The organism is Dyella silvatica (genome assembly GCF_026283955.1).
GTDB classification, from domain to species: domain Bacteria; phylum Pseudomonadota; class Gammaproteobacteria; order Xanthomonadales; family Rhodanobacteraceae; genus Dyella_C; species Dyella_C silvatica.
On record NZ_JAPDPE010000002.1, the window covers coordinates 41,338 to 58,612 of the forward strand.

General features: G+C 59.7%; 17 protein-coding genes and 4 tRNA genes. All 21 read right to left on the reverse strand.

Annotation, left to right across the window (positions count from 1 at the left end):
- Nucleotides 1–17: 17 nt before the first annotated feature.
- Nucleotides 18–4,178 (reverse strand): DNA-directed RNA polymerase subunit beta, encoded by a 4,161-nt coding sequence (rpoB, locus tag OUZ52_RS00840; RefSeq protein WP_266156405.1) that lies wholly within the window; start codon nucleotides 4,176–4,178, stop codon nucleotides 18–20.
- A 209-nt stretch (nucleotides 4,179–4,387) separates the two neighbouring features.
- A complete protein-coding gene (gene rplL / locus OUZ52_RS00845; protein WP_114845459.1) occupies nucleotides 4,388–4,759 on the reverse strand; it encodes a 50S ribosomal protein L7/L12 in 372 nt (123 codons plus the stop codon).
- Nucleotides 4,760–4,827: 68 nt separating this feature from the next.
- Complete coding sequence (rplJ, locus tag OUZ52_RS00850) at nucleotides 4,828–5,355, reverse strand: 50S ribosomal protein L10 (protein ID WP_266156406.1); 528 nt, start codon at nucleotides 5,353–5,355, stop codon at nucleotides 4,828–4,830.
- A gap of 313 nt (nucleotides 5,356–5,668) precedes the next feature.
- A complete protein-coding gene (rplA, locus tag OUZ52_RS00855; protein ID WP_266156407.1) occupies nucleotides 5,669–6,376 on the reverse strand; it encodes a 50S ribosomal protein L1 in 708 nt (235 codons plus the stop codon).
- Between the two features lie 3 nt (nucleotides 6,377–6,379).
- Nucleotides 6,380–6,808 (reverse strand): 50S ribosomal protein L11, encoded by a 429-nt coding sequence (gene rplK / locus OUZ52_RS00860; protein WP_266156408.1) that lies wholly within the window; start codon nucleotides 6,806–6,808, stop codon nucleotides 6,380–6,382.
- A 211-nt stretch (nucleotides 6,809–7,019) separates the two neighbouring features.
- The gene (gene nusG / locus OUZ52_RS00865; RefSeq protein WP_343214941.1) at nucleotides 7,020–7,580 is read right to left on the reverse strand and encodes a transcription termination/antitermination protein NusG; all 561 of its coding nucleotides are present in this window, start codon (nucleotides 7,578–7,580) and stop codon (nucleotides 7,020–7,022) included.
- An 11-nt stretch (nucleotides 7,581–7,591) separates the two neighbouring features.
- Complete coding sequence (secE, locus tag OUZ52_RS00870) at nucleotides 7,592–7,987, reverse strand: preprotein translocase subunit SecE (RefSeq protein WP_266156460.1); 396 nt, start codon at nucleotides 7,985–7,987, stop codon at nucleotides 7,592–7,594.
- A gap of 79 nt (nucleotides 7,988–8,066) precedes the next feature.
- Nucleotides 8,067–8,142, reverse strand: a tRNA-Trp gene (locus OUZ52_RS00875).
- Nucleotides 8,143–8,270: 128 nt separating this feature from the next.
- Nucleotides 8,271–9,461, reverse strand: coding sequence for an elongation factor Tu (tuf, locus tag OUZ52_RS00880; RefSeq protein WP_266156410.1), 1,191 nt, complete (start codon nucleotides 9,459–9,461; stop codon nucleotides 8,271–8,273).
- 67 nt (nucleotides 9,462–9,528) lie between these two features.
- Nucleotides 9,529–9,604: transfer RNA gene (locus OUZ52_RS00885), tRNA-Thr, on the reverse strand.
- 26 nt (nucleotides 9,605–9,630) lie between these two features.
- Nucleotides 9,631–9,704 (reverse strand) — tRNA-Gly (locus tag OUZ52_RS00890).
- A gap of 61 nt (nucleotides 9,705–9,765) precedes the next feature.
- Nucleotides 9,766–9,851: transfer RNA gene (locus OUZ52_RS00895), tRNA-Tyr, on the reverse strand.
- Nucleotides 9,852–9,962: 111 nt separating this feature from the next.
- Complete coding sequence (locus tag OUZ52_RS00900; protein ID WP_266156411.1) at nucleotides 9,963–10,451, reverse strand: acyl-CoA thioesterase; 489 nt, start codon at nucleotides 10,449–10,451, stop codon at nucleotides 9,963–9,965.
- A gap of 37 nt (nucleotides 10,452–10,488) precedes the next feature.
- Nucleotides 10,489–10,980, reverse strand: a complete 492-nt coding sequence (locus OUZ52_RS00905) for a GNAT family N-acetyltransferase (protein ID WP_266156412.1) — start codon at nucleotides 10,978–10,980, stop codon at nucleotides 10,489–10,491.
- A gap of 58 nt (nucleotides 10,981–11,038) precedes the next feature.
- Nucleotides 11,039–11,893 carry an isocitrate lyase/PEP mutase family protein gene (locus OUZ52_RS00910; RefSeq protein ID WP_266156413.1) on the reverse strand — a complete coding sequence of 285 codons (855 nt, stop codon included), beginning with the start codon at nucleotides 11,891–11,893 and terminating at the stop codon, nucleotides 11,039–11,041.
- A 118-nt stretch (nucleotides 11,894–12,011) separates the two neighbouring features.
- A complete protein-coding gene (locus OUZ52_RS00915) occupies nucleotides 12,012–12,158 on the reverse strand; it encodes a hypothetical protein (protein WP_266156414.1) in 147 nt (48 codons plus the stop codon).
- A 103-nt stretch (nucleotides 12,159–12,261) separates the two neighbouring features.
- The gene (gene ychF, locus OUZ52_RS00920; protein ID WP_266156415.1) at nucleotides 12,262–13,353 is read right to left on the reverse strand and encodes a redox-regulated ATPase YchF; all 1,092 of its coding nucleotides are present in this window, start codon (nucleotides 13,351–13,353) and stop codon (nucleotides 12,262–12,264) included.
- Nucleotides 13,354–13,422: 69 nt separating this feature from the next.
- On the reverse strand, nucleotides 13,423–14,043 hold the full coding sequence (gene pth / locus OUZ52_RS00925) for an aminoacyl-tRNA hydrolase (protein ID WP_266156416.1): 621 nt from the start codon (nucleotides 14,041–14,043) through the stop codon (nucleotides 13,423–13,425).
- A 42-nt stretch (nucleotides 14,044–14,085) separates the two neighbouring features.
- Nucleotides 14,086–14,766, reverse strand: coding sequence for a 50S ribosomal protein L25/general stress protein Ctc (locus tag OUZ52_RS00930; RefSeq protein WP_266156417.1), 681 nt, complete (start codon nucleotides 14,764–14,766; stop codon nucleotides 14,086–14,088).
- A 140-nt stretch (nucleotides 14,767–14,906) separates the two neighbouring features.
- Complete coding sequence (locus tag OUZ52_RS00935) at nucleotides 14,907–15,866, reverse strand: ribose-phosphate diphosphokinase (protein WP_266156418.1); 960 nt, start codon at nucleotides 15,864–15,866, stop codon at nucleotides 14,907–14,909.
- An 8-nt stretch (nucleotides 15,867–15,874) separates the two neighbouring features.
- Nucleotides 15,875–17,260 (reverse strand): 4-(cytidine 5'-diphospho)-2-C-methyl-D-erythritol kinase, encoded by a 1,386-nt coding sequence (gene ispE / locus OUZ52_RS00940; RefSeq protein WP_266156419.1) that lies wholly within the window; start codon nucleotides 17,258–17,260, stop codon nucleotides 15,875–15,877.
- Nucleotides 17,261–17,275: the final 15 nt, after the last annotated feature.

Genomic DNA, 17,275 nt, shown 5'->3' on the forward strand with positions numbered 1-17,275 from the left:
CTCCTGTAACCCGCGGGTTACTTGATCTCTTCTAGGTCGAAGTCGATACCCAGCGAACGGATTTCCTTCATCAACACGTTGAAGGATTCCGGCATGCCGGCAGTCATTTCGTGATTGCCATCGACGATGTTCTTGTACATCTGGTTGCGGCCCTGCACGTCATCGGACTTCACCGTCAGCATTTCCTGCAAGGTGTAGGCCGCGCCGTAGGCTTCCAGCGCCCAGACTTCCATTTCGCCGAAGCGCTGACCACCGAACTGCGCCTTACCACCCAGCGGCTGCTGAGTAACCAGCGAGTACGGACCGGTCGAACGCGCATGCATCTTGTCGTCGACTAGATGGTTCAGTTTCAGGTAATGCATATAGCCCACGGTCACCGGACGATCGAACGCCTCGCCGGTACGGCCGTCGAACAGCGTGGTCTGACCCGACTCGGGCAGATCAGCCAATCGCAGCATGGCCTTGATCTCGGTTTCCTCGGCACCGTCGAATACCGGCGTCGCCATCGGCACACCTTCCTGAAGGTTGGTCGCCAGAGTCAGGATTTCCTGATCGGTGAGCGACTTCAGGTCGACATGCTGCACTGCGCCTGCGACGTGATGGTTGTAGATCTGGTCGAGGAACTCGCGGATCTGCGCCACCTTGGCCTGCGCCTCGAGCATCTTCTGGATCTTGTGGCCCAGGCCTTTCGCGGCCCAGCCCAAATGGACTTCCAGAATCTGACCGATGTTCATACGCGAAGGCACGCCCAGCGGGTTCAGCACGATATCCACCGGCTTACCGTCGGAGGAGAACGGCATGTCCTCGACCGGCACCACGTTGGACACCACACCCTTGTTACCGTGACGGCCGGCCATCTTGTCGCCCGGCTGGATGCGGCGCTTAACGGCCAGGAACACCTTGACCATCTTGAGCACGCCCGGCGCGAGGTCGTCGCCCTGGGTGATCTTGCCCTGCTTCTCCTTGAAGCGCTTGTCGAACTCGTCCTTGTGGCGCTTGACCTGATCGGCCGCACGCTCCAGGAACTCGGTGACTTCCTCGTCCTTGACGTTGATCTTGAACCAATCGTCCTTCTTCAGGCCGTCCAGGTATGCATCGGTGATTTCCACACCGCGCTTGAGACCGCCAGGGCCGCTCATCGCGGACTTGCCGACCAGCTGCAGACGCATACGGTTGTAGATAGCGCCTTCGAGAATACGGAACTGATCGTCAAGATCCTTACGGATACGCTTGACTTCCATTTCCTCGATTTGCTTGGCGCGCTTGTCTTTCTCGATGCCGTCGCGGGTGAACACCTGCACGTCGATAACGGTACCGTCCATACCCGGCGGCACGCGCAACGAGCTGTCTTTCACGTCGGAGGCTTTCTCGCCGAAGATCGCGCGCAGCAGCTTCTCTTCCGGGGTCAGCTGGCTCTCGCCCTTCGGCGTGACCTTACCGACCATGATGTCGCCAGCCTTGACCTCGGCACCGATGTAGACGATACCTGACTCGTCGAGACGAGCCAGCGCCTGCTCACCCACGTTCGGAATGTCGGCGGTGATTTCCTCAGCGCCCAGCTTGGTGTCACGCGCGATGCAGGACAGCTCCTCGATGTGAATCGAGGTATAGCGGTCTTCCTGCACCACACGCTCGGACAGCAAGATCGAGTCTTCGAAGTTGTAGCCGTTCCACGGCATGAAGGCGATCAGCATGTTCTGGCCGAGCGCAAGCTCGCCCAGGTCAGTCGACGAACCGTCGGCCAGGGTATCGCCCTTCGCCACCACGTCACCGACGTTCACCAGCGGACGCTGATTGAGGTTGGTGTTCTGGTTGGAGCGGGTGTACTTGGTCAAGGTGTAGATATCGACGCCGGCGTCGTTATCGCCCACTTCGACTTCGTTCACGCGCACCACGATACGGCCTGCGTCGACCTGGTCGATCACGCCACCGCGCTTAGCGGTCACGATAACGCCCGAGTCACGCGCCACGGCGCGCTCAATGCCGGTACCGACCAACGGAGTCTGCGAACGCAGCGTCGGCACGGCCTGGCGCTGCATGTTTGCGCCCATCAACGCACGGTTCGCGTCATCGTGCTCCAGGAACGGAACCAACGCCGCCGCAACCGACACGGTCTGCATCGGCGAGACGTCCATATAGCCCACTTCGGCCGCCGGACGCAGCTCGGACTCACCGCGGAAACGGCAAGACACGAAGTCCTCGATGAAGCCACCCTGCTTGTTGAGCGGGGAGTTCGCCTGCGCGATCACGTGGTCGCCCTCTTCGATCGCCGAGAGGTAATCGACCTTGTCGGTGACTTTGCCGTCCACGACCTTGCGGTATGGCGTCTCGAGGAAGCCATAGGCATTGGTACGGGCGTACACAGCCAGCGAGTTGATCAGGCCAATGTTCGGACCTTCAGGCGTTTCGATGGTGCAGACGCGGCCGTAATGGGTCGGATGCACGTCGCGCACTTCGAAGCCGGCACGCTCACGGGTCAAACCACCCGGTCCAAGCGCCGAAACACGACGCTTATGCGTCACTTCGGACAGCGGGTTGTTCTGATCCATAAACTGCGACAGCTGCGAGGAGCCGAAGAACTCCTTCACGGCAGCAGCCACCGGCTTGGCGTTGATCAGCTCCTGCGGGGTCAGCCCCTCGGACTCAGCCAGCGACAAACGCTCGCGCACTGCACGCTCGACACGCACCAGACCGATGCGGAAGGTGTTTTCGGCCATTTCACCGACCGAACGCACGCGACGGTTACCCAGGTGATCGATGTCATCGACGGTGCCATGACCGTTCTTGATGTCGATCAGCACCTTGAGCACGTCGAGGATGTCGGACGTCTCGCCCTGCGCCTTGACCAGACGTTGCGCTTCTTCTTCCTTGCGCTCGCTGAAGTACTTGTGGTCGTACAGCACGCCCGGGCCAAGAATCTCTTGGCGACCGACACGGCGGTTGAACTTCATCCGGCCCACGCCCGACAGATCGTAGCGATCGAAGGTGAAGAACAGGTTGTAGAACAGGTTCTGCGCAGCATCCTTGGTCGGCGGCTCGCCGGGACGCATCATGCGATAGATTTCCACCAGCGCTTCAAGCTGCGTCTTGGTGCTGTCGATGCGCAAGGTGTGCGAAATGTAAGCACCACGATCGAGATCGTTCACGTACAGCGTCGGCACGGTTTCGATACCGGCCTTGCGGAACGCTTCCAGATGCTCGGCGATGATTTCGTCGTTGGCCGAAGCCAGCAATTCGCCCGTCTTGCTGTCGACGATATCGGTCGCCAGGATACGGCCGATCGGATAGTCGTCCGGCACTTCCAGAGCGGTGATGTTTTCAGCGGCGAGCTGACGCACGTGACGCGCAGTGATGCGCTTGCCGGCTTCCACCAGCACTTTGTCGCCAATCGTCAGATCGAAGCTCAGCGTTTCGCCACGCAGACGCTCGGCCACCAGCTCAAGCGTGGTGCCTTCTTTCTTGCCGAGGTGGAACACGTTGTGCTCGAAGAAAATGTCGAGCATCTCGACATTGCCGTAGCCCAGCGCGCGCAGCAGCACCGTCACCGGCAACTTGCGGCGACGATCGATACGGGTGAACAGCGCGTCTTTCGGATCGAACTCAAAGTCGAGCCAGGAGCCGCGGTAAGGAATCACGCGCGCCGAGAACAGCAGTTTGCCCGAGCTGTGCGTTTTGCCGCGGTCGTGATCGAAGAACACGCCCGGCGAACGATGCAGCTGCGAGACGATAACGCGCTCGGTGCCGTTGATGATGAAGGTGCCGGTGTCGGTCATGAGCGGAATTTCGCCCATGTAGACCTCCTGCTCCTTGACGTACTTCACTGCCTTCTTCGAGGCCGGGCTGTCCTTGTCATAAATGACCAGGCGCACGGTCACGCGCAACGGCGCGCCGAAGGTCATGCCGCGATTGCGGCATTCGCGTTCGTCGAACGCCGGCTCGCCGAGGCGATAGTCGACATATTCAAGCGCTGCATTGCCCGAATAGCTGGAGATCGGAAAAACCGACTTCAGTGCGGCATGCAGACCCCTTTCGTCGCGCTGCTTGGGCGCGATGTGCTCCTGCAGAAAATCCCGGTAGGAATCGGTCTGGATGGTCAGCAGGTTCGGCACGCCCAGTACAGGGGGACGCTTGCCGAAATCCTTGCGGATGCGCTTCTTCTCGGTAAACGAGTAGGTCATGGTGTTACCGCCTCGGGGTCGTCGGTGTATTCATTTAAGAGAATCGAAAATCGAGAATCGAGAATCGCCAGAGCTGCGGATGACGCGCTGCGGGTCATTCCCTATTCGCCATTTTCCACTCCCAACTTTCTGAACAGGCAAAGCCCGGGGGTTTACACCCCCAGGCTTGCTTGACGCTAGAGCAAACTAACGGCGCGCAAGGGCGCCAATTACTTCAGCTCAACCTTAGCGCCGGCGGCTTCCAGATCCTTCTTGAACTTCTCGGCGTCTTCCTTCGAAGCGCCTTCCTTCACGACGCCACCGGCCTCGGTGAGGTCTTTGGCTTCTTTCAGGCCCAGGCCGGTGATGGCGCGGACAACTTTGATGACTTCGACTTTCTTCTCGCCAGCCGAGGTCAGAACGACGTTGAATTCGGTCTGAGCTTCAGCAGCCGGAGCAGCAGCAGCGGCCGGACCGGCCACAGCCACCGGAGCGGCAGCGGAAACGCCAAACTTTTCTTCGAACGCCTTGACCAGCTCCATCACCTCGATGAGGGACTTGGTGGCAATCGCTTCGATGATCTGATCGTTGCTAAGGGACATTGCGATAACTCCTGGTAGACGACTTACGTCTTAAATAATGTTTACGAGTTGCCGAGGGTCTGTGGCCGTCAGGCCGCCTGCTTCTGCTCGCCGACTTTGCTGATGACACGACCCAGCTGAGTAGCTGGCTCTGCCAAAACGCGGACGAGCATGGTGGCGGGCTGTGCGAGCAGGCCGGCAAACATCGCCAGAGCCTGGTCACGGGTCGGCAAGGAGGCCAGCACGTCAACGTGCGAAGCCGGATACACCTGCCCACCGATAGCCACAAGTTTGGCTTTCAGTTTGTCGTTGCCTTTGGCGAATTCCTTCACCAGTCGACCGGCGGCACCCGGATCTTCAACCGAAAAGGCATACAGCAGCGGGCCGACCAACTGGTCGGCTGCGCTCACGTAATCGGTGCCTTCCACGGCGCGACGAACAAGCGTGTTCTTCGCAACCTTCAGGAAAACGCCCGACTCACGTGCCTTTTTACGCAACTCGGTGAGCTGCGCAACGGTAAGACCCGCATACTCGGCGGCGACCAGCGAATGGGCCTTGGCAGCCACGTCCGCCAGTTCGGCAACGACCTCTTTCTTTTGCGCAAGATTGAGCGCCATTGCTTATCTCCGAACTCGAATCGCGATGTGCTCCTCACACCGTGACCCGGAAGCGTTACCGGATCAGCATCCTGCCGATCCGCCGGCATCATGTGATGCCGCCTTGGTGGCCGTTCCAGGAAAACCTGTTCGGGCGTCACCATCTGCGCAGGCCGGGGTTTTCATACAGCGAAACCATCGATTAAGAGGATTGAGCCAATCGCGCCCGCCCCTCGCCTGCGGTCTTTGACGGCTGCCCTCTGTTCTTTGCAGAAACCGGGGCTGCCCTCAAAAACTGCCTGCGCGGGCTCATGGCCCACGCAGGACTTGATTCTTACTTGGCCGAAGTAGTCAGGGTCGAGGTATCGACCGGGACGCCTACGCCCATGGTGCTGGACAATGCAATCTTCTGCAGGTACTGACCCTTGGCCGTGGCCGGCTTGGCCTTCAGCAAGTCGGCAACCAGCGCATTCAAGTTATCGGCGAGCTGGGCAGCGTCGAAGCTGGCCTTGCCGATGGTGGCGTGGATGATGCCGGCCTTGTCGTTGCGGAATTTCACCTGACCCGCTTTGGCATTCTTCACGGCAGTAGCCACATCAGCGGTGACCGAGCCGTCTTTCGGGTTCGGCATCAAACCGCGCGGACCCAGCAGCTGACCGAGCTTACCGACCACGCGCATCGCGTCCGGCGTAGCAATCACGCGACCGAAGTCGAGGTCGCCAGCCTGCATACGCTCAGCCAGATCGTCCATACCCACTGCATCAGCACCGGCAGCCTTGGCAGCTTCGGCCTTTTCACCAGCCGGTACGAACACAGCGACCTTGACGGTCTTGCCGGTGCCGTGCGGCAGCAGCGAGGAGCCACGCACGCCCTGATCGGACTTCTTCGCGTCGATACCCAAACGCACAGCCACGTCCACCGATTCGGCAAACTTCGCTTTGGCGTTGTCCTTGACGATTTTCAGAGCTTCTTCCAGACCGTAAAACTTGCCTGGCTGCACAGCGGCCTGAGCCACTTTCAAACGCTTTGTGAGCTTTGCCATGTCTTAACCCTCCACCACAATGCCCATGCTGCGGGCGCTACCAGCAATGGTGCGCACCGCGGCGTCAAGATCAGCTGCCGTGAGATCCGGCTCTTTCAGCTTCGCAACGTCTTCCAACTGCTTGCGAGTGATCTTGCCGACCTTGTTGGTGTTCGGCTTCGGCGAACCCTTGGCAATACCCGTAGCCTTCTTGATCAAGATGGTCGCGGGCGGCGTCTTGGTGATGAAGGTAAAACTGCGATCGGAGTACGCAGTAATGATGACCGGGATCGGCAGACCCGGCTCCAGCTTCTGCGTAGCGGCATTAAACGCTTTGCAGAACTCCATGATGTTTAGACCGCGCTGACCGAGGGCTGGGCCTACCGGCGGCGACGGATTGGCCTGACCGGCCTTGACTTGCAGCTTGATGTAACCGACAACTTTCTTTGCCATTGGATTTTCCTCGCGAGTTCAAGCGCCTTCTTAAGGCTCCTCGCTGCTCACCATTCCCTGGATGGACGGATGGCCCGATTCCAGCGGACCCTTGAAACGCAAACACGCCGGAGCCAAAAAGCTCCGAGCGTGAACCGCGCAGTATAGAGATTTGTCAAGTCAACTGCAATCCCCATGCCAGGAACTGCAAAACTGAGAAGCTAGAGCGAATTCAGGCCTTTTCAACCTGCCCGAATTCCAGCTCCACCGGGGTCGAACGACCGAAGATCAGCACCGCAACGCGCAGGCGACTCTTCTCGTAATTGACCTCTTCAACCACACCATTGAAGTCGTTGAACGGACCTTCAGTGACACGCACCATCTCGCCCGGCTCGAACAACACCTTGGGCTTGGGCTTTTCAACACCCTCACGCACCCGGCTGAGGATCGCCTCGGCCTCGCTATCGCGTATCGGCAATGGCCGATCGGCCGTACCGCCGATGAAACCCATGACCTTGGGGGTTTCTTTAACCAAATGCCAGCATTCGTCATCGATACGCGGCGACTTGCCTTCGGTATCGGTTTCAATCTGCACCAGCACATAACCCGGGAAGAATTTGCGCTCGCTGCGACGCTTCTGGCCGCCGCGCATTTCAATCACGTCCTCGGTCGGCACCAGCACTTCGCCGAACTTTTCTTCCATACCTTCCCGGCGAATTCGCTCATCCAACGAGCGCTTCACCAGGTTTTCGAAGCCAGAATAGGCGTGCACCACATACCAACGCTTGCTCATGCTCATTTACCTCATTTACCCAGCTTGAGCAGCCAGTCGAGCACGACCGACTTCAGAATTAGATCAATCAAGCCCAACAGCAACGAGAGAATGACCACGACAACCATGATGATGCCAGTCGTTTTCAGCGTCTCGTCGCGAGTCGGCCAAACGACCTTACGCATTTCAAACTGCGACTCGGTCAGGAAGTGACGCACGCGACGCCCTGGACCCGTGAACGCACCGATCGCCAACGCCGCCACCAGGGCAGCCAGTACACCCACCAGGCGCACCGATTGCGGGATGCCGGCGTCATTGCTGAACCAGGAATAGGCAAAAATGCCGGCAGCCAGCACCAGCGCCGCCAGTACCAGCTTGCCAATATCGGCGGCATTTCCGCCTTTGGACTGTTCTGCCTTGGTATTCATGCGCACCGAACAGGTGTCGGGGGCACCCAGCCTACAGCCGGCAATACCCTTCACCACCTGCCATCAATCCTCAGGAAGATGGCACGCCAGGAGGGACTCGAACCCCCAACCTGCGGTTTTGGAGACCGCTGCTCTGCCAATTGAGCTACTGGCGTACGTTTAAAAACTAGTGAAGCCGCTCGCTTGGCGAGCTGTAAAGCCGCGCCCGGAGCGCGAAGAGGGCGTAGCTACCACCCCCTGTCACTTTACAGCCCACTTGGCGGGCGACTTCCCACTTTACCGCTTATTTGATGACTTTCGCCACCACGCCGGCGCCGACCGTGCGGCCACCTTCGCGAATAGCAAAGCGCAAGCCTTCGTCCATCGCGATCGGGTGAATCAAGCTCACCGTCATCTTCACGTTGTCACCCGGCATCACCATTTCCACGCCTTCCGGCAACTCGCAAGCGCCAGTCACGTCGGTCGTGCGGAAGTAGAACTGCGGACGATAGCCCTTGAAGAACGGCGTATGACGGCCACCCTCGTCTTTCGACAGCACATACACTTCGGCCTCGAAGTCGGTATGCGGAGTGATCGTGCCCGGCTTGGCCAACACCTGGCCACGCTCCACATCGTCACGCTTCAGGCCACGAACCAGCAGACCGGCGTTGTCGCCTGCCATGCCCTGGTCCAGCAGCTTGCGGAACATTTCGATACCGGTAACGGTGGTCTTCTGGGTCGGACGGATACCGACCACTTCGACTTCGTCACCCACTTTAACGACACCGCGCTCGATACGACCGGTAACCACGGTACCGCGACCGGAGATCGAGAACACGTCCTCGACCGGCATCAAGAATGCCTTGTCGATCACGCGAACCGGCTCAGGAATGTAGCTGTCCAGCGCGTCGACCAGCTTGATGATCGCCGGCACGCCGATTTCGGACTGATCACCGTCCAGCGCCTTACGGGCCGAACCATGGATGATCGGGGTGTCGTCGCCCGGGAAGTCGTACTTGGTGAGCAATTCGCGCACTTCCATCTCGACCAGCTCAAGCAGCTCGGCGTCGTCCACCAGGTCGGCCTTGTTCAGGAACACGACGATGTACGGCACGCCCACCTGACGCGACAGCAGAATGTGCTCGCGAGTCTGCGGCATCGGGCCGTCAGCGGCCGAGCACACCAGGATCGCGCCGTCCATCTGCGCCGCACCGGTGATCATGTTCTTCACATAGTCAGCATGGCCGGGGCAATCGACGTGGGCGTAGTGACGGTTCGGCGATTCGTATTCCACGTGGGCGGTCGAGATCGTGATACCACGTGCCTTCTCTTCCGGCGCCGCGTCGATCTGGTCGTAGCCCTTGAATTCGCCACCGAAACGCTCTGCACCGACCTTCGTCAATGCGGCGGTCAGCGTCGTCTTACCATGATCCACGTGACCAATCGTGCCGACGTTGACGTGCGGCTTGGTGCGTTCGAATTTACCCTTTGCCATACGTGCTAAACCCCGATGGAGTCAGAAATAAAAGTGAAAGCCGATACCCGCGACGGCCAGATCGAGATGGTGCTCATGATCGGAATCGAACCGATGACCTCTTCCTTACCAAGGAAGTGCTCTACCGACTGAGCTACATGAGCACAAAACATTCAAGACGAGACATCAATGGAGCGGGAGACGGGAATCGAACCCGCGTAATCAGTTTGGAAAACTGAGGTTCTACCATTGAACTACTCCCGCCTGGACGAATCGCTTTAAACTGAATCAGCCTAAATGGAATCAACCTTACGCGGAATTCGTCTGGTGGAGGGAGGTGGATTCGAACCACCGAAGGCGTAAGCCAGCAGATTTACAGTCTGCCCCCGTTGGCCGCTTGGGTATCCCTCCAACAAAGAACGCCTATTGTCTGGATCGAGCCCCGCACTGTCAACACCTAAGAGCGGAAAAGTCGCTAGTCTTGGTGAATTTCTTGCAAGGTGATCAAGAAATCACCAACCATCAAACATGCGTGACCATCTGGATGTCGACTAACTGCTCCATTTCCTTGGAAAGCTGCAGGAGTCGCTTGGCTTTTTCTTGCATGCGTAGCTCATTCTCATCACGTGGCTGCCAAACTGGCACCGGCGTCGGCTTGCCATCCGGGCTATCGAGCGCCACAAACACCATCACGCAGCTGGTTGCCAGGCGCTGCTCGTCCTTACGTAGGTCGCGCGCCATCACATCCACCGCCAGGTGCATGCTGGAGCGCCCGGTGTAGATCAGGCGCGCACGCACAGTTACCAGGTCGCCAATCAAGATCGGCGCGACAAATTGAATGCCGCTGATCGACGCGGTCACACAGTACGCCCCACTCCAGCCCACCGCACAGGCATAACCCGCCTGGTCGATCCATTTCATCACCATGCCGCCATGGACTTTGCCGCCAAAGTTCACGTCAGTGGGCTGGGCAAGAAAACGGAAGGTCACTTCGTGCTGCTGAGCGGGCATGGATGGGTCCGGTCGTCAAAGGGATAGGCAGCGGCCATTATGCCTGCCACCCTGGCTTGGAACGCCGATTTGGCGCATCCAAGATCAAGCGCATCGGCGTGCTGCGAATTCCGGCGGGCGATATTCGCTCCGGCCCAACCTCGACGAAACCCAGCTGACGATAAACGGGCACCGCCATGGGAGCCGAGTTCAAGGTGAAATGCCGCGTCCCCGAACGTTTAACGCTATCGCGCATGACACGTTGCCACAGCAGCCTTGCAATGCCCTGCCCTTGATAGCGGGTGCTCACATGAAGCTGAAATAGATGACTGTCATCGCGTATGGCCGCAACCCCCACCAGCACAGTACCCACGTAAGCAAGATGAAAACGCCGGCCCAGCAAGACTTCCTGCCGGATCGCCCTACTGCCCGCACCTGCCAGCAGTACAGCAACCGCAGACGAAGGTTGGTCGGGTACCACCCAGCGACGCATCACGCGACGCAGCAACACGCCGATCGCAGGCGCATCTGTCGGACGACCCAAGCGCATAGATAGATTCAGCGGCCTCATCGCGCCATCCCAAAATCCAGCGATCGCAAGTTATCGCTTAGCCAGGATGCCGGCCATCCGCCAACGCAGCGGCACGCTGGAATAGCCGGTTGATGTCCGCCGAGCCTATCGCTTCGCCCGCATAGTTGAAGGTGCCGTGTTCACTCAACTCAGGCGCGGCGCGCAGAAAGGCCCCCAACGCCGCACGCGCCAGGGAGCCGCCAACACTGATCCGTTTGACACCCATCGCCGCCAAGTCGTCGACACAAAGCTCGACCCCCACCAGCCCCATGACTACATTGACGGGCCGGTCCACGGAGCTCACGACCGCGGCGATATCCTCTTTGCTCTTCAACCCCGGGGCAAAAAGCACGTCGGCTCCGGCCTCCTGAAAAGCCTGCAATCGCCGAATGGTGTCACTGAGGTCGGGGCGGCCATGTAAATAGTTTTCCGCGCGCGCCGTCAGCGTGAATGGAAACGGCAACCCGCGCGCCGCCTCAGCGGCGGCGCGAACACGCTCAGCAGCCTGCGCCAATGGATAAATCGGCGAATCTTCCCGTTGTGTAGCGTCTTCGATAGAACCACCGACAATGCCTGTGGCGGCAGCACGCCGAATGGTGTCGGCCACCGTTTCGGGATCATCGCCAAAGCCGTTTTCCAGGTCGGCGCTCACGGGCAAATCAGTGGCCGCGACAAGCTCACGGAGATGTCCTAGCAAGACATCCCGCTCGATGCCGTAATCGGGCAACCCTCGTGAAAATGCAAACCCGGCGCTGGTTGTCGCCAGGGCTTTGAAACCAAGTAACGAGAGCAGTCGCGCGCTACCGGCATCCCAAGGGTTGGGTATCAGGAATGCACCAGGCTGCGCGTGATAGGTCCGGAACAGCTCTGCTTTTTCTACCTGTGTCGGCATCGATACTCTCCATCGCAGCTTGGCCACGGCCCTGCCATCAAGCAAGGCACTGAACAGCAAAGATTACAGGACAGCCCATGCGCACATGCACCCTGCACCGCACATGCAACGCCAGCAATCAGCCGCGTACGGCACCATGCAAAAAGGACCTGCCAAGCAGCCGGGTAAAGCCCCAGGCGATCGGAAACAACGAAATGAAGACCAGCAAACCCATGCCGACCACTTGATAGCCCAAGCCCGATGGGCGAGCCGTGCCTGAGTTCATACAAATCCCTTTGTGACAAACCGCATGATAGCCACGCACCCAGCATTCGTGCGTGGCCAGGCGCAAAGCCAGCAGCCTTGCGCCACGCTCACACCCAGTGAGCTCAGACGTTGAACAGGAAATGCAGCACGTCGCCCTCTTTCACCAGGTATTCCTTGCCTTCCTTGCGCAAGCGGCCTGCGGCAGCAGCGCCGGACTCACCCTTGTACTGGATGAAGTCGTCGTAACCAATCGTTTCAGCACGGATAAAGCCACGCTCGAAATCCGTGTGGATCACGCCCGCAGCCTGGGGCGCGGTGGAACCCGCCTTCACCGTCCAGGCACGAACTTCTTTGACGCCGGCGGTGAAGTAGGTTTGCAGGCCAAGCAACTTGTAGCCGGCACGAATCACCCGATTCAGACCCGGCTCGTCGAGACCCATGTCCTTCAGGAACTCATCGCGATCAGCATCTTCGAGCAGCGCCATCTCTTCTTCCATGGCGGCACACACCGGCACCACTTCGGCACCTTCGCTGATCGCACGTTGACGCAACGCGTCAAGATGCGGATTGTTCTCGAAACCGTCTTCTTTGACATTGGCGATGTACATCAACGGCTTCAGCGTGAGCAGGAACAAATCACGCACCAACGCCTTTTCCTCGTCATCCAGGCCCAGGCTTCGTGCGGATCTGCCCTCGTTGAGGCCAGCAGACAATTTCTGCAATACCGGCTTTTTCGCCAATGCCTCTTTGTCGTTCGCCTTGGCTGCGCGCTCGGCGCGATTCAGCGCCTTATCCACCGACTCCAGATCGGCCAAAGCCAACTCGGTATCGATGGTGTCGATATCGGCGAGCGGATCGACCTTGCCCGCCACATGCACGATGTCACCGTGCTCGAAGCAACGCACGACATGGGCGATCGCATCCACCTCGCGGATATGCGCAAGAAACTTATTGCCCAGGCCTTCGCCCTTGGACGCACCGGCCACGAGACCGGCGATATCCACGAACTCCACCGCGGTCGGGAGGATCTTCTGCGGCTTGACGATGTCTGCCAGCGCGGCAAGACGCGGATCCGGCACCGGCACCACGCCCACATTCGGCTCGATTGTGCAGAACGGGAAATTGGCCGCGGCAATGCCAGCCTTGGTCAGTGCATTGAACAGGGTGGACTTGCCGACGTTAGGCAGGCCGACGATGCCGCATTTGATGCCCATGGGAGAACTCCGGGAAACTGAAAACAGGGAATAGAGAATGGATACCGCGAATGATGGACCGGGCCGCGCCTAACCAGGCGACTTTTTCCCCGATCCCCGCTCTCCATGCTCGGTTCCCGAGGTATGAAGTTGCTGCATGGCCTTGTCGAATTGCCCGTCGACAGCCAACGGCAGCACATTGAGCGCGCGATTGATGCCGTCGAAGATAGCTTCTTCGTCTTTGACCGACGGGCGACCCAGCACCCAAGGGGTGACTTGATCTCGATGGCCCGGGTGGCCGATACCGACACGCAGTCGATGAAATTTGGCGTGACCCAGATGCGCCACGATGTCGCGCAGGCCATTTTGCCCACCATGGCCGCCGTCGAACTTCAGGCGCACGGTACCGGCATCCAGATCGAGCTCGTCGTGTGCCACCAGGCACTGCTCCGGTTCGATCTTGTAATAGCGCAACGCCGAAGCCACGGCGATGCCGCTTTTATTCATGAAAGTAGCAGGTTTAAGCAACCACACCGGCTCGCCGCCGATGCGCAGCTTGCATGTTTCGCCGTGCAGTTTGCCGTCGAAACCGAAGCGCTCGCCCTGCCCCATGGCAAGAGCATCAACAAACCAGAACCCGGCATTGTGCCGGGTTCGGAGATATTCGGTACCGGGGTTACCCAGCCCGACAATAAGACGAAGACCCGCCATGGCAAGCTAGCGGCCCACTCCGAAGGAGCGAGCCGCCAGGCCTTACTTCTTGGCGTCTTTCGCAGCCGGCTTGGCGGCCGCCTTGGCAGCTGGAGCCGCCGGGGTGGCGGCAGCGGCTTCAGCCGGAGCAGCCTCGACCTCTTCCTTCACCGCATACGCGGTGACCACAGCGATATCGTGATCCGCGCCCAGAGCCAGGGCCGGAATCTCGACATGCTCTGGCAACTTGAGCTGCGACAGATGGATGATGTCGCCTTCCTTCAGGTCGCTCAGGTCCAGTTCCAGGAACTCCGGCAAGTACTTCGGCAAGCACGACACTTCGATTTCAGTCAGGTTGTGCGAGATCACCACGCCAGCGGTCTTACCGGCCGACGACAGCTCCTGATTGTGGAAGTGAACCGGCACATTGATGCGCACGGCTTCGTTCTCGTTGATGCGCAGGAAATCCATGTGCAGCATCTGCAGCTTGTACGGGTGCTTCTGCCAGTCACGCACCAGCACCTTCTGCACTTTGCCGTCGACGTTCAGGTCGAGCACGGACGAGAAGAACCACTCGTGCTTGGCGGCGAGCAGGATGGTGTTGTGCTCGATCTGGATGCTTTGCGGGGGTTGGCCCGCACCGTAAACAACAGCTGGAACAAAAGCGGCGTGACGTAGGCGGCGGCTCGCACCTTTCCCCTCGTCTTTGCGGCTCTGCGCCAGAATTTCATGAGTCTTGGCCATTGGAATGCCTTAGGTTGTATTACGCCGCCTCACAGCGGCTTGGGTGACTTCCCCGCGACCAGAGAAGTCGAATTCACAAAAAAACGAGGATCAGGAAACGGTCAGCCTCGACCCAGAACCTGAAAAATCCAGCCTCGTGGTTAATCGATGTACAGCGAACTGACCGACTCACCAAATGCACTGCGGCGAATCGTTTCCGCCAGCAGCTCGGCGACCGAGAGCTGACGGATTTTCGGACATGCCAGCGCTTCGGCGCGCAGCGGCAAGGTATTGGTGACAATCATCTGGTCAAGCTGCGAGCCTTCGATATTGCTGATGGCCGCACCCGACAACACCGGATGCACACAGTAGGCAACCACTTTGCGCGCGCCGCGCTCTTTCAGAGCCGCAGCCGCAGCACACAGGGTGCCGGCGGTATCCACAATGTCATCGACCAGCACGCAGGTCTTGCCGTCGACATCGCCGATGATGTTCATCACCGTCGCCACGTTGGCGCGCGGCCGACGCTTGTCGATGATCGCCAGATCGGCATCGTCCAATCGCTTGGCCAAGGCACGGGCGCGAACCACGCCACCCACGTCCGGGCTGACCACGATCAGGTTGTCCATGCTGTGGTTACGCCAGATGTCCGCCAGCAACAGCGGCGAGGCATAGACGTTGTCCACCGGAATATCAAAGAAACCTTGAATCTGATCGGCATGAAGATCGACCGTCAGCACCCGGTCGACGCCGGACGTACCGATCATCTTCGCCACCATCTTGGCGGTAATCGGCACACGCGCCGAGCGCGGGCGGCGATCCTGCCGGGCATAGCCGAAATAAGGCATGACCGCGGTAACACTGGCGGCGGATGCGCGCTTGAGCGCATCGACCAGGGCCAATAGCTCAAACAGGTTTTCCGCGCTCGGTGCACCGGTAGGCTGCAACACGAACACTTCCTGCCGGCGGACGTTTTCCTCAATCTCGATCTGCGTCTCGCCGTCGCTAAAGCGACCGACCAACGCTTTGCCGAGCGGCACGCCCAAGCGGTGGGCGACGTCTTCGGCAAGCGCACGATGCGCATTACCGGTAAAGCATTTCGCGTCTACCGCACGACCCAAATTCGCGCCTATCCGGCGCCAGCGCGGTGACGCGCCAGTGCCTGGTACAACGGCGAAACATTTACACCCGCAGCCACCTGGGCCGTAAATGCTGCCGGACATGCCTCGGCAATCACTTCAGCGGCATCCCGCGATACGGTTTCCAGGAAAACGCATGCGCCACTACCAGAAAGCCTTGCTCGACCGTAGCTGCCGAGCCAATCCAGCGCGGTGGCTACTCGCGGATGTCGCGTGCGGACCACTGGCTCGAAGGCGTTCTCGGATGTTTCGCCTGAAGTAAAGGACGAAATTGTCGCCCGTGCGGCATTTCGTGTCAATTCGGCTGCTTGAAAAAGTGCCGCGGTCGGCACATGTTCGTGCGGGTCAAGCACGACATACCAGCGAAACGGCAGTGATACCGGCGTGAGCTGCTCGCCGACACCCTCGGCCCAGGCCGAACGTCCACGTACGAAAACCGGCACATCGGCACCCAGTTGGCGCCCCAGCTCGGCCAGCGCCGCCTGATCCAGGCCACAGCCCCATAGATGATTTAACCCAACCAGCACCGTCGCCGCATCCGAGCTGCCGCCGCCCAGACCGCCACCCATAGGGATGCGCTTGTCCAGCTCGATATCGACGCCAGCGTCCGACCCCGCAAAAGGCTGTAAAAGGCGTGCCGCGCGCACCACCAAATCGGTTTCAGCGGGCACCCCCGGCACCTCAGTCAAACGCTGCACCTGACCGTCGCTGCGTGGGCGCAGCCTTAATTCGTCGCCCCAATCGAGCAGGCGGAACATGGTTTGCAACTCGTGATAACCGTCCTCACGACGACCGACAATGCGCAAGAACAGATTCAGCTTGGCTGGCGCCGGCCAGACACTCCAATCATCCGCAGCAATAGGCTGCAGCTTGCGGCTCATGAACACGCGCAAGTGGTCGGGAAAGCCGTTCTCGCGATCGCGCTCTAACGCAAAAGCAAACTCTGGCGCCTGTTTATCCACCTCGACAAAGCCATGCTTGGCGTAGAACGGGGCATTCCAGGGCACATCGGCCAAGGTCCCCAGATCCACCTGGGTATAACCCGCCGCGCGAGCCCATTCACAAGCATGCTCGAGCAAGGCGGCGCCAATGCCACGCCGCCCCCAGGTCGGCAGCACATCGATCTCGGCAATACCGATACTCGTATCCCGTGCCTCGGCATCCAGGCAGACAAAACCGACTGGCTCGCCCTCAGCGCTTAGCGCCACCCAGACCAGCCCCCGCGTCACCGCGTCGCGCAACACATCCGGCGGCAATTCCACCGCGACATACGATGGCCAGGCCTCGTGACCACGAAAAAGCTCCACCGCACAGCGCTCGATGGCACACAAGGTACCTATCTGGGCGACGGTGGCGCGTTCGATACGGAAGGTCATAGGCAAGGGAACGGG

Bases quoted from the DNA above. Each gene is read 5' to 3' on its own strand.
- rpoB (WP_266156405.1), bottom strand. From the start codon at position 4,178: ATGACCTACTCGTTTACCGAGAAGAAGCGCATCCGCAAGGATTTCGGC.
- rplL (WP_114845459.1), bottom strand. From the start codon at position 4,759: ATGTCCCTTAGCAACGATCAGATCATCGAAGCGATTGCCACCAAGTCC.
- rplJ (WP_266156406.1), bottom strand. From the start codon at position 5,355: ATGGCGCTCAATCTTGCGCAAAAGAAAGAGGTCGTTGCCGAACTGGCG.
- rplA (WP_266156407.1), bottom strand. From the start codon at position 6,376: ATGGCAAAGCTCACAAAGCGTTTGAAAGTGGCTCAGGCCGCTGTGCAG.
- rplK (WP_266156408.1), bottom strand. From the start codon at position 6,808: ATGGCAAAGAAAGTTGTCGGTTACATCAAGCTGCAAGTCAAGGCCGGT.
- nusG (WP_343214941.1), bottom strand. From the start codon at position 7,580: ATGAGCAAGCGTTGGTATGTGGTGCACGCCTATTCTGGCTTCGAAAAC.
- secE (WP_266156460.1), bottom strand. From the start codon at position 7,987: ATGAATACCAAGGCAGAACAGTCCAAAGGCGGAAATGCCGCCGATATT.
- tuf (WP_266156410.1), bottom strand. From the start codon at position 9,461: ATGGCAAAGGGTAAATTCGAACGCACCAAGCCGCACGTCAACGTCGGC.
- OUZ52_RS00900 (WP_266156411.1), bottom strand. From the start codon at position 10,451: ATGCCCGCTCAGCAGCACGAAGTGACCTTCCGTTTTCTTGCCCAGCCC.
- OUZ52_RS00905 (WP_266156412.1), bottom strand. From the start codon at position 10,980: ATGCGCTTGGGTCGTCCGACAGATGCGCCTGCGATCGGCGTGTTGCTG.
- OUZ52_RS00910 (WP_266156413.1), bottom strand. From the start codon at position 11,893: ATGCCGACACAGGTAGAAAAAGCAGAGCTGTTCCGGACCTATCACGCG.
- OUZ52_RS00915 (WP_266156414.1), bottom strand. From the start codon at position 12,158: ATGAACTCAGGCACGGCTCGCCCATCGGGCTTGGGCTATCAAGTGGTC.
- ychF (WP_266156415.1), bottom strand. From the start codon at position 13,353: ATGGGCATCAAATGCGGCATCGTCGGCCTGCCTAACGTCGGCAAGTCC.
- pth (WP_266156416.1), bottom strand. From the start codon at position 14,043: ATGGCGGGTCTTCGTCTTATTGTCGGGCTGGGTAACCCCGGTACCGAA.
- OUZ52_RS00930 (WP_266156417.1), bottom strand. From the start codon at position 14,766: ATGGCCAAGACTCATGAAATTCTGGCGCAGAGCCGCAAAGACGAGGGG.
- ispE (WP_266156419.1), bottom strand. From the start codon at position 17,260: ATGACCTTCCGTATCGAACGCGCCACCGTCGCCCAGATAGGTACCTTG.